Genomic DNA, 14,678 nt, shown 5'->3' on the forward strand with positions numbered 1-14,678 from the left:
TTAAATTTAATTATTCGCCAGTAAAAACTGCTTTTCTCTTTTCCAAAAAGGCAGTTGTTCCTTCTTTAAAATCAGCGGTTCCAAAACATCTTCCAAAGGATTTTATTTCGGTATCAAAACCGTTTACTCCTTCTTTAAAGTTGGCGTTAATCGCATTGATTGCTTTACTGATGGCTATTGGTGCATTTTTGATGATTTTTTGAGCAATGCTTTCGCAAAAAGCAAGAAGTTCGTCTTGAGGAACTACGTGGTTTACAAGTCCAATTCTATGGGCCTCTTCAGCTGGAATCATGCCAGCAGTGAGAATCATTTCCATAGCACGACCTTTTCCAACCAATTGGGGTAAACGTTGTGTTCCTCCATATCCTGGAATTAATCCCAAAGTCACTTCGGGTAATCCCATTTTAGCATTATCAGAAGCAACTCTAAAATGACAAGCCATGGCTAATTCTAATCCACCACCTAATGCAAAACCATTGATGGCAGCAATAACAGGTGTGCGCAGATTTTCAACAAAATTAAACAGTGTTTCTTGCCCTTGAGCAGCTAATTGAGCACCTTCTTCAACTGAAAAATGGGCAAATTCTGAAATGTCAGCACCTGCAACAAAGGCTTTTTCGCCACTTCCTGTGAGTATAATAACTCTGATTTCAGAATTGTTTTCTAATTCTTCAAGAGCGAGATGTAACTCATGAATGGTCTCTTTGTTTAAAGCATTTAGTTTGGTAGGACGATTTATAGTTAGTAATGCTAGACTTTTTGTAAAAGTAACTAGAATGTTTTTGTAGCTCATAATATTAAATTTAAGAGTTAATGATAGGAAGCGAAACAGTAAATCGGGTTCCTTGTCCGTGGGTAGACTCAAAGGTAATCGTTCCTTTGTAATTTTCAATGATGTTTTTGATAATCCCTAGTCCTAATCCCATTCCGCTACTCTTAGTGGTGAATTTAGGTTCGAAAATACGAGGAAAATCCTCGGGTTTAATTCCTTTACCATTGTCTTCAACAATGATTAGGACGTTTTCATTTTCTTTTTTTACAGAAACAAAAACGGTTTTGTTTTCTTGTTCCTCGGAAATTGATTGAATGGCATTTTTAACTAAATTGGTCACAATTCGAATCAATTGTGTACGGTCTATTTTCGAAATAATCTCAGGTGATTCGGCTTCAAAAATAATTTGGGCTTCATTGAAAATATCTAATGTCAATTCGACCACTTCAACCACATTTAAGGTTTCGTTTTGCTGGGCAGGCATTGATGCAAAATTGGAGAAAGCCGATGCCACTGCGGTCATCGTATCGATTTGCTGAATTAAAGTATCGGAGTAGTCCTTCATCTTTTGTTGGATGTCAGGGTCGTTGGGGTCAAATCTACGTTGGAAACTTTGTACAGTCAAACGCATTGGTGTCAGAGGGTTCTTGATTTCATGCGCTACCTGTTTGGCCATTTCGCGCCAAGCTTCTTCTCTTTCGCTTTGCGCTAATTTTACGGCACTTATCTCAAGTTCGTCTACCATTCGGTTATAAGCGGCTATCAAGGAATTAATTTCTTTACTGCTAGCCTCTAAAACAATTTTTTTATTCTTCTGACTTAAAGTTGTTTCGTATAGTTTGTCTGAAATCGTTTTTAAGGATTTGGTAATATAGGCTGACAAAAAATAGGCTAATGCAAAGGCGACTATCAGCATAAAGGAATACACCTGCCCCAAACGAATTAAAAAGCTTTGTAATTCTTTGTCATAATAACCATCATCTTCAAGATAGGGAAGATTTAGGATACCCAAAGGTTTGAATTTATCGTCTTTAATCTGAGTAAATGAAGAACGGTTTTTGGTACCATTGATGGTTTTAATGTCTACATATCGTTTTTCAATAGAAGAACGTACTAATTTCAAGATGTATTTCGGAATGGGTAAGGCTGACTTGTCTACTGAAAATGTTTCTTTTGACGATTTTAATAATATACCATCCAGACTGTAAATGTTGATTTCGATATTATGGATATGGGCTAATTCATGGATTTTGTCCTTGAATATCAAATCTAAATTTTCGGTTGTAAGAGGGTAGGTAGTTGTTGAAAGTACATAGTTAATATGTTCTCTTACGGCATTTTCTTTGCGTTCTAATCGTTCTTGATGGTATTCTTTGGCTTCGTTTTTAAACTGTATAATAGAAATAGAAGCTAGTAAAATAGAAGCTACAATAATTACTACTATCATCGAAAGGAAGATTCGAATGCGTAGTGATAGCATTGCTATTTTAAAGTTTTTCAGCATATTATTTTTTAGTATTCAGTGTTCAGATTTTGAGTTTTCAGACAGTTTTGCTGTTTAGTATTCAGTGTTCTCATTATTTCTGAATACTAAAAACTGATTACTGACCACTGTTCTTTTCTCTAATTTTTTTATAAAATTTGAATCCTAACATAATCAAAACTGAAAACAGTACAATCCCGATTACACCATAAATCCAATTTACGGCATTTTTTAATACCACCAGAAAAACGACTGCAAAAAGTATAATTGTTGCTCCTTCATTCCACAAACGCATAAAGTTGGTACTGTATTTTACCTCGTCATTTTGCAATTGCTTGAAAATTTGATGGCATTTACCGTGATACAAGTAGAGCACAAAAACAAAGCCAAGTTTCACATGCATCCAAGGCATTTGCAACCAAGCATTTCCTATAGGTGTAAACAACAACATCCAAAAAGCAAAAACACTAGCCAATATCGCAGATGGCCAAGTAATAATGTACCATAATCGATAGGTCATGATTTTGTATTGCTTTTGCAAAATTTCTTTTTCAGGCGAGGGTTTGTCTGCCGCTTCAATTTGGTACACAAACAAACGAACAATATAAAAAAGTCCCGCAAACCAAGTGATGACAAAGATGAGGTGAAGGGATTTAAGGTAGTTGTAGAGTTCCATTTTTGTTGTTTGAAAGTTTCAAGTTTCAGGTTTCAAGTTTATCATGCAACTTGAAACCTGAAACCTGAAACAAATTTTTTACTTCGCCCAGTCGTTAATCCAATTACTCACAGTAGTGCACCATTCATCGGAATCATTCAAACAAGGAACAGCAAAGAAATCTTCGCCTCCGTGTGCTTTGAATTCGTGGTTGGCCTCCATGGCAATTTCTTCTAATGTTTCTAAACAGTCAGCTACAAAAGCGGGTGTTACAACTGCCAGTTTTTTTATTCCTTTTTCGGGTAGTTTATTGATTTCAACATCCGTATAAGGCTCTAGCCATTTGTCTCCAGCCAATCGTGATTGAAAAGTTTGACTGTACTTTTCTTTCGGAATACCTAATGCTTCGGTTACCAGTTTTGTAGTTTCATAACATTGGTGACGGTAGCAAAATTCATGAGCTGGTGATGGTGTGTTGCAACAAGAACCGTCGATTTTACAATGTGATTTGGTTACATCTGTTTTGCGAATGTGACGCTCAGGCAAACCGTGGTACGAAAACAATAAATGGTCGTATTCAAAATTGGCCAAATGACTTTTGATTGAGTCTGATAAATTTTTGATATAATCCGGTTTATTATAAAAAGCAGGAATTGATGAAAATTTCATGTTTGGAAAATGCTTCTTTCTAATTTCCTCTGCTTTTTCCAACACTGTTACGGTTGATGACATCGCATGATGCGGGTATAAAGGGAAAAGCAATACTTCGGTCACACCTTTGTCTGCTAATTCTTTTAATCCAGAGTAAATATCAGGATTTCCATAACGCATTGATAACGCCATTGGGATGGCTACCTTAGGCTTCACTTTTTTAAACATTCGTTTTGAAAGGACAATTAATGGCGAACCTTCTTCCCACCAAATTTTGGCATAAGCTTCTGCTGATTTCTCTGGTCTTTTTCTTAAAATGATACCACGAACAATTAAGGCACGCAACAAAAACGGAACGTCAATCACGTATTTGTCCATTAAAAATTCGTCTAAATACGGTTTTACATCCTTTGGTGTTGGGCTTTCTGGTGAGCCTAAGTTGATTAATAATGCGCCTTTCATTTGTTTTTTCTTTGTTTTATATGGTATTCAAAATGAGTTACAAAAATAATTCAATGACTATCTTTTTAAACTCATATTAACTCATTTTTATTTATTGTTTAATATTCAAAATCAATGGAGAATTAACTGTTTGGATTGATAGACATCAAATATTTCTTTGGTGTAGTTCCAAATTTCTTTTTGAAAGCTGCTATAAAGTGGCTTCCAGTGCTGTAACCAATTTTTAATCCTACTTCATTTACATTATAAGAACCGCTGTCGAGTAGTTTTCGAGCCGAATCCATTTTGTAATCAAAGAGAAAACCATAAACAGTATCGCCATAAATTTGTTTGAAACCCATTTTAAGTTTCTTCAAATTCAAGCCCACTTGGTCGGCTAATTCTTGTAATCCTGGGGGTTCAGCCATATTAGCGAGAATGATTTCTTTGGCTTTTCGTATTTTAAGTACATTGTCTTCATCGGTTAGGAAAGGACATTGTTCAGCATTGGGATCTTCGGTGCGGTTAAAATACAAACTCAATAATTCATATCCCTTTCCTTTATAGTAGAGGTTTTTAATCGATGGATGTAAGTTGTAATGAAACAGCTGACTAAGTACAATAGCCATAGACGGGCTGATGTTTCCCTCGTTATAATATTTTTTGTCTTTATTATCACCGCTCAAAAAAGTGATGTAATCCGCTTCGGCAGAAAACAAGGCATGAAATTTTTTGATGGAAATAATTAAGGATATTACCCATGAATTAGGTGCTAGTTCCAAATTAAGAGGTAATTCTTTTTGAGGATTGTATAAAAGCAGCGATTTTTCTTCTTTTAATTCTAGAGTGTAATTCCCTTGGTTAAAGATGAATTTTGCATTTCCTTTGAGCCCGAAATGAAATTGAATTAATCCGCTACTCACTTCGCGTTGTGCAAAAAATGGTTCTGAACCATCATTTTGAAAGCGAATTAATATAAAATCGTCTTCTATTTTTATTATTTCTTGAGAACCCATAGCGACATTTTTTTATTTAAAAGATGATAAAAATCAGCTTCTATTATTTAGAACGACTCTAAACAGAGCCGATACAAATCGTTGATTTCAGTACAAAAATAGAATAATTTAAACAAAATAAGGGCTTTGGTGTTAAAAAAACATACAGCGACATAAAAAGAACTTCTAGCGTTACTTTTATCGATACTATAGTAATAATTTTGTTGCACTTTCTTTAGAAAAGGCAATTTATGGAAAAAACCCTAACATCAAAACATCATTATTTTTACGCAGTAGGATTAAGCTATAGGAAAGCAGATGCTGAAACTAGAGGTAGATTTAGTTTGGATGCTGTTGCCAAAACGCAGTTATTGGAACAAGCTAAAGCCGAAGGGATAGAGAGCTTAGTGGTAACTTCGACTTGTAATCGTACTGAAGTATATGGGTTTGCGGAGCATCCTTTTCAGTTAATCAAATTGATTTGTGAAAATAGTCAAGGGAGTATTGAAGAGTTTCAAAGAGTAGGTTTTGTTTATAAAAATCAAGAAGCCATCAATCACATCTTTAGAGTGGGTACGGGCTTAGATAGCCAAATTCTAGGGGATTTTGAAATTATCTCCCAAATTAAAACGAGTTTTATTCACGCAAAAGCATTAGGACTGGTTAATAATTTTATGGAAAGGCTAGTCAATGCCGTGATTCAAGCGAGTAAAAAAATCAAAACCAATACCGAAATCAGTTCAGGAGCAACCTCAGTTTCTTTTGCCTCTGTACAATACATTTTGAAAAATGTGGAAGATATCGGGAACAAAAATATCCTTCTTTTTGGAACTGGAAAAATAGGACGTAACACTTGCGAAAATTTGGTTAAACACACCAAAAACGAGCATATTACCCTTATCAATAGAACCAAAGACAAGGCTGAAAAACTAGCAGGTAAATTGAATTTAATTGTAAAAGATTATTCAGAATTACACCTAGAATTACAAAAAGCCGATGTTTTGGTTGTCGCTACTGGGGCACAAAACCCAACCGTGGACAAGGCAATCTTAAATCTTAAAAAACCGTTGTTGATTTTGGATTTATCGATTCCAAAAAATGTGAATGAAGATGTAGAAGAGCTAGAAGGTGTAACTTTAATTCATATGGATTATCTTTCTGAATTGACCGATGAAACATTGGAAAACCGTAAAAAACACATTCCTGAAGCAGAGGCCATTATTGAAGAGATAAAAGAGGAATTTATTACTTGGACTAAAGGACGAAAATTTGCGCCAACAATCAACGCATTGAAAGCGAAATTAAACGACATTAAAAAAGCCGAGTTGAATTTTCAAAGCAAAAAAATTGCCGATTTCAACGAAGAACAAGCCGAAATCATAAGCGCTCGAATTATTCAAAAGATTACTACTCATTTTGCCAACCATTTGAAAGATGAAGGCACTATGGTAGATGAAAGCATCGAATGGATTGAACGAGTTTTCAAAATTGAAGCTGCGGTTAAATAACCATTATTCAAATTAAACCATTAAGAAATTAAGTTTCATTTAGTTCTAAATCGATAATACTTTATGTATAATGACTAAAAAGGAGATTACACAGTTATCTTTTGAAATTACAGGTTATGCTATAAAAGTTCATAAAAAATTAGGCCCAGGACTTTTAGAAAGTGTTTATGAACAATGTTTGAAATATGAATTAGAGAAAAACGGCTACGATGTTAAACAACAATTGATTGTTAAGATCGAGTATGATGATTTAGTTTTAGAGTCTAATTTAAGAATAGATTTATTGGTTAATGACTCAATAGTTGTGGAATTGAAAGCAATTGAAGATATATTACCTATTCATGAAGCGCAGTTGTTAACGTATATGAAATTATTAGAAAAACCTCAAGGATTACTGGTTAATTTCAATACCACTAACATAACAAAATCACTGAAACCATTCGTAAACGAATATTTTTCAAGATTAGCAGAAGAATAACCACAAGGCTTAATAACCTTAATTTCTTAATGGTTAGAAAAGGAAAAACAAAATATTTTTAAAGATTAACATAAGAATAAAGACAAAGCTTAATAACCTTAATTCCTTAATGGTTCAAAATAGATAAATAATGGTGACATTATTTAAGTTAAAAAATAAAAATGGCAGAAAAAACAATACGTATAGGTACTCGAGATAGTGAATTGGCTTTGTGGCAAGCCCATACTGTTCAAAAAAAACTAAATGATTTGGGGTTTAAAACCAAAATTGTTGCTGTAAAATCTACAGGAGATATTGTTTTAGATAAGCCATTATACGAACTAGGAATCACAGGAATTTTTACGAAAACACTCGATGTTGCCATGATAAATGGCGATGTTGATATTGCGGTGCATTCTATGAAAGATGTGCCAACGGCTTTACCAACAGGGATTGTGCAAGCGGCCGTTTTGGAAAGAGCCAATACCGTCGATGTTTTGGCTTACAAAGGAAACCTTGATTTTCTACAAGGAACCGGTACCATTGCAACCGGAAGTTTGCGTCGTCAAGCACAATGGTTGAATAAATATCCTAATCATAAGGTAGTCGACTTACGCGGAAATGTTAATTTGCGCATGCAAAAATTAGCCGATAACGACTGGAATGGTGCTGTATTTGCAGCGGCTGGACTAGAACGCATCAATCTAAATCCTGAAAATCATATCGCTTTAGACTGGATGATTCCCGCACCTGCACAAGGAGCAATGCTTGTTGTGGCGATGGGCAACGATAATTTTACTTTGGATGCGTTATCGCATTTGAATGATATCGAAACCGAAATTGCAACTTATATTGAACGCCAATTTTTACGAACATTAGAAGGTGGTTGTACAGCGCCAATTGGGGCATTGGCCAAATACAATGACGAAGATGATACAATTCATTTTCAAGGGGCATTATTTTCGTTAGATGGAAAACAAAAAATGGAAGTGGATAAAATCGTTCCTATCGAAGAATGGAAAAAACTAGGATTTTATGCCGCTAAAGAAATCTTAGATAATGGTGGAGCAGCATTGATGGCCGAAATTAAAAGTAAATTAAAGAAATAATGAGCCAAATCAGCATATTAGCTACCAAAACATTATCTGCAGAGCAAAGACAAGTATTTCTGGATGCTGATTTTGATTTATTGGAACAAGATTTTATCGAAATAAAAAACAACCTTTTCGAACTGAATTCTATCAATAACAATTTGATTTTTAGTAGTCAAAATGCAGTTTTGAGTTTGATGGAACAAAAGGGTTGGGAAGTTCTAAAAACAAAACCTGTTTTTTGTGTTGGGATTAAAACCAAAGAATTACTAGAAGCAAACGGTTTTACAGTGGATGTCTATATGGATTATGCCTCTGAATTGGCCGAAATCATCACCTTAATATATAACAAAGAAAGTTACACTTTTTTAAGTGGAAATTTGCGTAGGGAAACTTTGCCACAAGCTTTAAAAAACGCAGGTATCACCTTTAACGAAATAGAAGTGTACGAAACCCAGTTGGCTCCTTTCAAAATATCAGCCCAAGAAAATTTTGATGGAATTATGTTCTTCAGTCCCTCGGCTGTGGAGAGTTATTTGACCAACAACAAAATCAAAAAGGAAGTGTGCTTTTGTATAGGAACAACCACCGCATCAGCACTAGAAGCAAAGAAAATTAAAAACATTGTAATTCCTGAAATCCCAACCATTGAGGAGGTGATTTTCGAAGTAATTCAGTATTACAAACCGATGCCTGAAGAAGGTAATTAGAATAAATAAAATAAAATAATCCATCAGCTAAAAGCCAAAAGCTACTAGCCAATAATATGAAAATGATAAAAAACGACTTATTTTTAAGAGCATTAAAAGGAGAAACAGTACAACGTCCGCCAGTATGGATGATGCGTCAGGCGGGAAGGTATTTACCTGAATTTATCGCTTTGCGTGATAAATATGATTTTTTCACCCGTTGTCAAACGCCAGAGTTGGCTGCCGAAATTACCGTACAACCGATACGTAGAATTGCGCCAGATGCTGCTATTTTATTTTCGGATATCTTAGTGATTCCACAAGCCATGGGAATTGATGTAGAGATGAAACCTAATTTTGGTCCGTTTGTGCCTAATCCTATCCGCACGATTCAAGATGTGGAAAAAGTGATTGTTCCTGATGTTCATGAAACTTTAGGCTACGTTTTTGATGCCATCAAATTGACTAAGGAAATGTTGAATGATGAGGTGCCTTTGATTGGATTTGCAGGTTCGCCGTGGACAATTATGTGTTATGCAGTAGAAGGAAGAGGATCAAAAAGTTTTGATATGGCCAAAGGATTTTGTTTCCAACATCCAGAAGCAGCCCATGTACTTTTGCAAAAAATCACCGACACCACTATTTTATACCTAAAAGAAAAAGTAAAATCAGGAGTAAATGCCGTTCAGATTTTTGACTCTTGGGGAGGTATGTTGTCACCAACAGACTATCAAGAATTTTCATGGAAATACATCAACCAAATCGTTGAAGCTTTGGCTGATGACGCACCAGTTATTGTTTTCGGAAAAGGATGTTGGTTCGCTTTAAACGAAATGGGAAAAAGCCGTGCTTCTGCCTTAGGAGTAGATTGGACGTGTTCGCCTAGAAATGCAAGATACCTTTCAGGTGGAAATATCACTTTGCAAGGGAATTTTGATCCATCAAGATTGTTATCGCCAATTCCGGTAATCAAGAAAATGGTTCACGAAATGATTGACGAATTTGGCAAAGACAAATACATCGTGAATTTAGGTCACGGTATTTTGCCAAATATTCCTGTAGATCATGCTAAGGCGTTTATTGATGCTGTGAAGGAGTACGGGCAGTAGACAGTGTTCAGGAATTAGTGTTCAGTCACGCCATATAACTTGCAAAAGTTTATAAGTTCCGTAGGAACGACACATATTGTAGCAACGGATTTTAATCCGTTGATGATTAGATAAACAACAATGAAAGAACAATTTTACCAATACATACAAAACCTTCAAGACTCCATCGTTGCAGGATTAGAAGCAGTTGATGGTCAAGCCAAATTTAAAGAAGATCTTTGGGAACGACCAGAAGGTGGCGGAGGAAGAACACGTGTAATTGAGAACGGAAACGTTTTTGAAAAAGGCGGTGTCAATATATCAGCGGTTCATGGAAAATTACCCGAAGCCATGCAAAAGATGTTTGGCGTAGGAGAAGCCGATTTTTTTGCATGCGGATTAAGTTTGGTTTTGCATCCTAAAAACCCAATGGTACCTACGGTGCATGCCAATTGGCGTTATTTTGAAATGTATGCTTCGACAGAGCTCAGCACAAGTTCGACAGAGCTCAGTACAGGTCCTCGAAAGGTAATCCAACAATGGTTTGGTGGCGGACAAGATTTAACGCCTTATTATCTATTTGAAGAAGATGCCAAACATTTTCATCAAACTTGTAAAACAGCCTGTGATAAACATAATTTGGATTTTTATCCAAAATATAAAAAGCAATGTGATACTTATTTCTGGAATGCACATCGCAATGAAGCACGTGGAATAGGAGGTTTGTTTTTTGATTATTGTAAAGCGACTGACGATATGAGCATGGAAAACTGGTTCAACTTTGTATCCGAAGTTGGGAATAGTTTCCTTCAAGCGTATGTTCCTATTGTGGAAAAAAGAAAAAAATTACCCTATACACCAGAACAAAGAACATGGCAAGAAATTCGTCGCGGTCGTTATGTTGAGTTCAATTTGGTACACGACAAAGGTACTTTATTTGGCTTAAAAACTAATGGCAGAATCGAATCTATCTTGATGTCATTACCACCACATGTGCAATGGGTGTACGATCATCATCCAGAGGCAGGAAGCGAAGAAGAAAAATTAATAAAAGTCCTTGAAAATCCAGTTGATTGGTTAGCTTCGTAGAAGCGACATATTTATAGAAAGGGAATTTTTTTTTTGATTGAGCTCCGTAGGAGCGTTATATTTATAGCAACCGTAGGAGCGTTATATTTATAGCTTGAAAATCCAGTTGATTGGTTAGCTTCGTAGAAGCGACATATTTATAGCAAAGGGAAGTTTTTTTTTGTTTGAGCTCCGTAGGAGCGTTATATTTATAGCAACCGTAGGAGCGGTATATTTATAACAAATATTTGATGTTTTTATAAGAACCCCATAGGGGTGACATATAATTTTTTGATTTAAATTTTGAAATAAATTATGGCAAACACCTATTCTCAAATTTATATTCATATTGTTTTTGCCGTAAAAGGCAGACAAAATTTGATTTCTAAAAATTGGAAGGATGAATTATATAAATATATCACAGGAATTGTAACCAATGAAGGTCAAAAATTAATTGCTATTAATGGAATGCCTGACCATGTTCATATATTGATTGGATTAAAGCCAGATAAATCGTTGTCTGATTTAGTTAGAAGTATAAAAGCAAATTCTTCTCGTTTTATAAATGACAAAAAATGGATAAATGGTAAATTTGAATGGCAAACAGGTTTTGGTGCTTTTTCATACAACCACTCTCAATTGACAAACGTTATTAATTATATACAAAACCAAGAAGAACATCATAAAAAGAAAACTTTCAAAGAAGAATATGTTGATTTTTTAAAGGCATTTGATATAGATTATAATAATCTATATCTATTTGATGATGTTTAATATAATATAAAGATGTCACCCCTACGGGGTTCATATCTAATATAAATAACAAATTACTATAAATATAACGCTCCTATGGAGCTTTAAACAAATATAATATGTTCCCAATACACAGAGGTCGCCGTTTAAGAGTAAACGAATCCATAAGAAGTTTAGTTAGAGAAACCACTTTATCTCCAGCCGATTTTATGTTTCCTATGTTTGTAGCTGAAGGCGAAAACGTAAAAGTCGAAATCCCATCAATGCCTGGGATTTTTCGCCGTTCGATTGATTTAACGGTAGAAGAGGTTAAGGAATTGTTTGCTTTAGGTATTCGTGCGGTAAACATTTATGTAAAAGTTAGTGATAATTTAAAAGACAATAAAGGTGTTGAAGCATGGAATCCTAATGGATTAATGCAACAAACCATTCGCGCCATCAAAGCGGCTTGTCCAGAGATGATTGTCATGCCCGATGTGGCTTTAGACCCCTATTCGATTTACGGTCACGATGGTATTATTGCTAATGGCGATGTCGAGAACGATTCAACTGTAGAAGCTTTGGTCAAAATGGCCGTTTCTCACGCTCAGGCAGGAGCCGATTTCGTTGCTCCTTCAGATATGATGGACGGACGTGTTTTGCGTTTGCGCCAAGGATTGGATGCAGCAGGTTTCCACAATGTAGGGATTATGAGCTATTCGGCTAAGTATGCTTCGGCGTTTTATGGGCCTTTCCGTGATGCGTTGGATAGCGCACCAAAAGACACTACAACTAATGCTGAGCCTGTCGAAGTGCCAAAAGACAAAAAAACCTATCAAATGGATTATGCTAATCGCATCGAAGCGATTAAAGAAGCCGTTTGGGATGTTGAAGAAGGCGCTGATATGGTGATGGTGAAACCCGGAATTGCCTATTTAGATATCGTTCGTGAAGTCAAAAATGCAGTCAATGTTCCCGTAACAGTTTATCATGTTTCTGGAGAATATGCAATGATTAAGGCTGCTGCCGAAAAAGGTTGGCTAGATAATGACAAAATCATGATGGAGCAATTGATGTGTATCAAAAGAGCAGGAGCAAGTTTAATTTCGACTTATTTTGCCAAAGAAGCAGCGATACTTTTGAATCAATAAACTGACAATTATCATTCTTTAGTTGGATGATAAAACTTAAATTTGAGACTCAATAATAACTATATAAGATGAAAAAAATACTCCTACTTAGTTTAGTACTTCTCAGTTTTGCTTGTAAAAATAAAGAAGCAGAACCTTTTGGAAAACAAGAAATAACAATTGATTCAGAAGGAATGCCAGCGTCTAATCAAAAACCCGAAGAGTTAGGAGAGGTTATTTTCAATGGCAAAGGTAATTGCACTGCTTGTCATAAAGTCGAGACCAAATTGATTGGGCCAAGTGTTCAAGAAATTGCCAAAATCTATAAAGATAAAAACAGCGACATCATCAAATTCCTAAAAGGTGAAGGAGAACCTATTGTAGATCCAAGTCAATACGAAGTGATGAAAGCAAATTTTGCGATTACTAAAGCGATGAGTGACGAAGAGTTAAAAGCTTTGGAGGCGTATATATATAGCAGATAAATATTGTAAAATTTTTAAATGAAGCTCCTTTTGTTGAAAAACATCAGGAGTTTTTATTTTTTAATACTCGCCACAATCTCTTTCAAAAACAAATTAAAATCAAAACCTTCGTCACCTTTCAATCCCAAGCGAACAATGACCAATTCTTTTGATGGAATAATAGCAATCATTTGACCTTGAAACCCGCTACAGTAATACATATCTCGAGGAACATCTGGGAATTTACCTCCAGCATTCAGCCAAAAATGGGCACCATATCCGTTTTTGGAAGTAGCAGTGGGTGTTTTAGAATAATCGACCCAAGTTGAATCAAGAATTTGTTCGCCATTCCAATTCCCTTGATGTAAATACAGTAACCCAAATTTCCCCCAATCCCTAGCAGTTGCCCATCCGTAAGATGAGCCTACATAATTTCCAGTCATATCGGTTTCAATCAGCATCGAGTGCATGCCTATTTTGTCGATGAGATTAGTGTACCAAAAATCCAAATAGTCTTGGTGATTTTTGAATTCGCCACGCAAAATTTTGGCTAATAAATTGGTGGTTCCCGAGGAATAATTCCAGTGGGTGTTGGGGTTGTAAGTGGCAAGTTTGTGCAGTTGTACTTTTCCCATGTCTTTGGATTGAAAAAGCATTCGAGTAACATCACAAATGGTTTTGTAATTTTCGACCCAGGCTAAGCCTGAATTCATCTGGAGTAAATTGTGAGTTGTAATGTATTTTCGGCTGTCTCGTTGCCATTCGGGAATAGGGGCAGGTTTGTAGATATCAAATTTTCCTTGTTTTGCCAAGACACCAAAAATCGCACTCGTAACGCTTTTGGTCATAGACCAACCTAAAAGTTTGCTCTTTTCATTAAAACCAGAAGCGTATTTTTCTGCTACAATTTTGTCCTTATAAATGACGACAACAGCGCGAGTTCTTTTGTGTTTTTGGTCGCCAATGTCAAAGGCATTTTTGACAGCTGTATTTAATGTTTGATAATTAATATTGGTAAAAACTGTATCTCGGGGCTTAAGGTCACCATAGGGGTAGAAACCTGGTTTTGAGGGCAATCGTTTTGGAACTAAATATGGTTTGTTAGTATCAAAATCATCGTTGATTAAAGTAGCTCCAAGGCCTTCGTGGTAAATTGTTTTTCGTTTTCTTATGCCAAAAACGGATGCTGTAGAATATTGATCTTTTCCATAAATACTATTGGTTGCAAATCTTACTAGGTCAATATCATTATCTTCAGCTTCAATTTGTTCTAGTGAACGATTGTCAATAAAATAGGCCGAAGCAACATTTTTGGACGAAAAACCAGATATTAAATCTAATTTGGGATAGGTAGTCCATCCAAAATAAATTAGAATAAAGGCTATTGTTAAGATTGAAAATTTGACTATTCTTTTCATTTTCAATTGGTTTTGCTGCAATTTAGTTATTTTTCA

At 35.5% G+C, this 14,678-nt stretch carries 15 protein-coding genes; 9 read left to right on the top strand and 6 right to left on the bottom strand.

Annotated elements, in window-relative coordinates; translation table 11 throughout:
• Positions 1 to 10: 10 nt before the first annotated feature.
• From SLW70_RS03940 to SLW70_RS03960, 5 genes are all read right to left on the bottom strand, one after another.
• Positions 11 to 793, bottom strand: coding sequence for an enoyl-CoA hydratase/isomerase family protein (locus tag SLW70_RS03940; protein WP_320890707.1), 783 nt, complete (start codon positions 791 to 793; stop codon positions 11 to 13).
• Positions 794 to 803: 10 nt separating this feature from the next.
• A complete protein-coding gene (locus tag SLW70_RS03945) occupies positions 804 to 2,219 on the bottom strand; it encodes a sensor histidine kinase (protein ID WP_414458245.1) in 1,416 nt (471 codons plus the stop codon).
• 154 nt (positions 2,220 to 2,373) lie between these two features.
• Positions 2,374 to 2,931: a CopD family protein gene (locus tag SLW70_RS03950; RefSeq protein WP_320890709.1), complete on the bottom strand. Its 558-nt coding sequence runs from the start codon at positions 2,929 to 2,931 to the stop codon at positions 2,374 to 2,376.
• 78 nt (positions 2,932 to 3,009) lie between these two features.
• A complete protein-coding gene (gene hemH, locus SLW70_RS03955) occupies positions 3,010 to 4,023 on the bottom strand; it encodes a ferrochelatase (protein ID WP_320890710.1) in 1,014 nt (337 codons plus the stop codon).
• A 122-nt stretch (positions 4,024 to 4,145) separates the two neighbouring features.
• Entirely contained in the window at positions 4,146 to 5,018 is an 873-nt protein-coding gene (locus SLW70_RS03960; RefSeq protein ID WP_320890711.1) for an AraC family transcriptional regulator, read from the bottom strand.
• Between the two features lie 230 nt (positions 5,019 to 5,248).
• Between SLW70_RS03960 and hemA the strand changes: the two genes are divergently transcribed.
• The 9 genes from hemA to SLW70_RS04005 all read left to right on the top strand — a co-directional run bounded on the left by hemA (position 5,249) and on the right by SLW70_RS04005 (position 13,245).
• Entirely contained in the window at positions 5,249 to 6,505 is a 1,257-nt protein-coding gene (gene hemA / locus SLW70_RS03965; protein ID WP_320890712.1) for a glutamyl-tRNA reductase, read from the top strand.
• A gap of 70 nt (positions 6,506 to 6,575) precedes the next feature.
• Positions 6,576 to 6,983 (top strand): GxxExxY protein, encoded by a 408-nt coding sequence (locus tag SLW70_RS03970; RefSeq protein WP_320890713.1) that lies wholly within the window; start codon positions 6,576 to 6,578, stop codon positions 6,981 to 6,983.
• Between the two features lie 161 nt (positions 6,984 to 7,144).
• Entirely contained in the window at positions 7,145 to 8,071 is a 927-nt protein-coding gene (hemC, locus tag SLW70_RS03975; protein ID WP_320890714.1) for a hydroxymethylbilane synthase, read from the top strand.
• Positions 8,071 to 8,763, top strand: coding sequence for a uroporphyrinogen-III synthase (locus SLW70_RS03980; RefSeq protein WP_320890715.1), 693 nt, complete (start codon positions 8,071 to 8,073; stop codon positions 8,761 to 8,763). The genes hemC and SLW70_RS03980 overlap by 1 nt, the downstream gene beginning before the upstream one ends.
• A 62-nt stretch (positions 8,764 to 8,825) precedes the next feature.
• Positions 8,826 to 9,851 (top strand): uroporphyrinogen decarboxylase, encoded by a 1,026-nt coding sequence (gene hemE, locus SLW70_RS03985; protein WP_320891746.1) that lies wholly within the window; start codon positions 8,826 to 8,828, stop codon positions 9,849 to 9,851.
• A 120-nt stretch (positions 9,852 to 9,971) separates the two neighbouring features.
• Positions 9,972 to 10,919, top strand: coding sequence for an oxygen-dependent coproporphyrinogen oxidase (gene hemF / locus SLW70_RS03990; protein ID WP_320890716.1), 948 nt, complete (start codon positions 9,972 to 9,974; stop codon positions 10,917 to 10,919).
• Between the two features lie 294 nt (positions 10,920 to 11,213).
• On the top strand, positions 11,214 to 11,672 hold the full coding sequence (gene tnpA, locus SLW70_RS03995; RefSeq protein ID WP_320890717.1) for an IS200/IS605 family transposase: 459 nt from the start codon (positions 11,214 to 11,216) through the stop codon (positions 11,670 to 11,672).
• Between the two features lie 98 nt (positions 11,673 to 11,770).
• Positions 11,771 to 12,781: a porphobilinogen synthase gene (hemB, locus tag SLW70_RS04000; protein ID WP_320890718.1), complete on the top strand. Its 1,011-nt coding sequence runs from the start codon at positions 11,771 to 11,773 to the stop codon at positions 12,779 to 12,781.
• A gap of 68 nt (positions 12,782 to 12,849) precedes the next feature.
• A complete protein-coding gene (locus SLW70_RS04005) occupies positions 12,850 to 13,245 on the top strand; it encodes a c-type cytochrome (RefSeq protein WP_320890719.1) in 396 nt (131 codons plus the stop codon).
• 53 nt (positions 13,246 to 13,298) lie between these two features.
• On the opposite strand, the gene SLW70_RS04010 is transcribed toward SLW70_RS04005, so the two are convergent.
• Positions 13,299 to 14,642 carry a serine hydrolase gene (locus tag SLW70_RS04010; protein ID WP_320890720.1) on the bottom strand — a complete coding sequence of 448 codons (1,344 nt, stop codon included), beginning with the start codon at positions 14,640 to 14,642 and terminating at the stop codon, positions 13,299 to 13,301.
• Positions 14,643 to 14,678: the final 36 nt, after the last annotated feature.

The organism is Flavobacterium sp. NG2 (genome assembly GCF_034119845.1).
Classification (GTDB): domain Bacteria; phylum Bacteroidota; class Bacteroidia; order Flavobacteriales; family Flavobacteriaceae; genus Flavobacterium.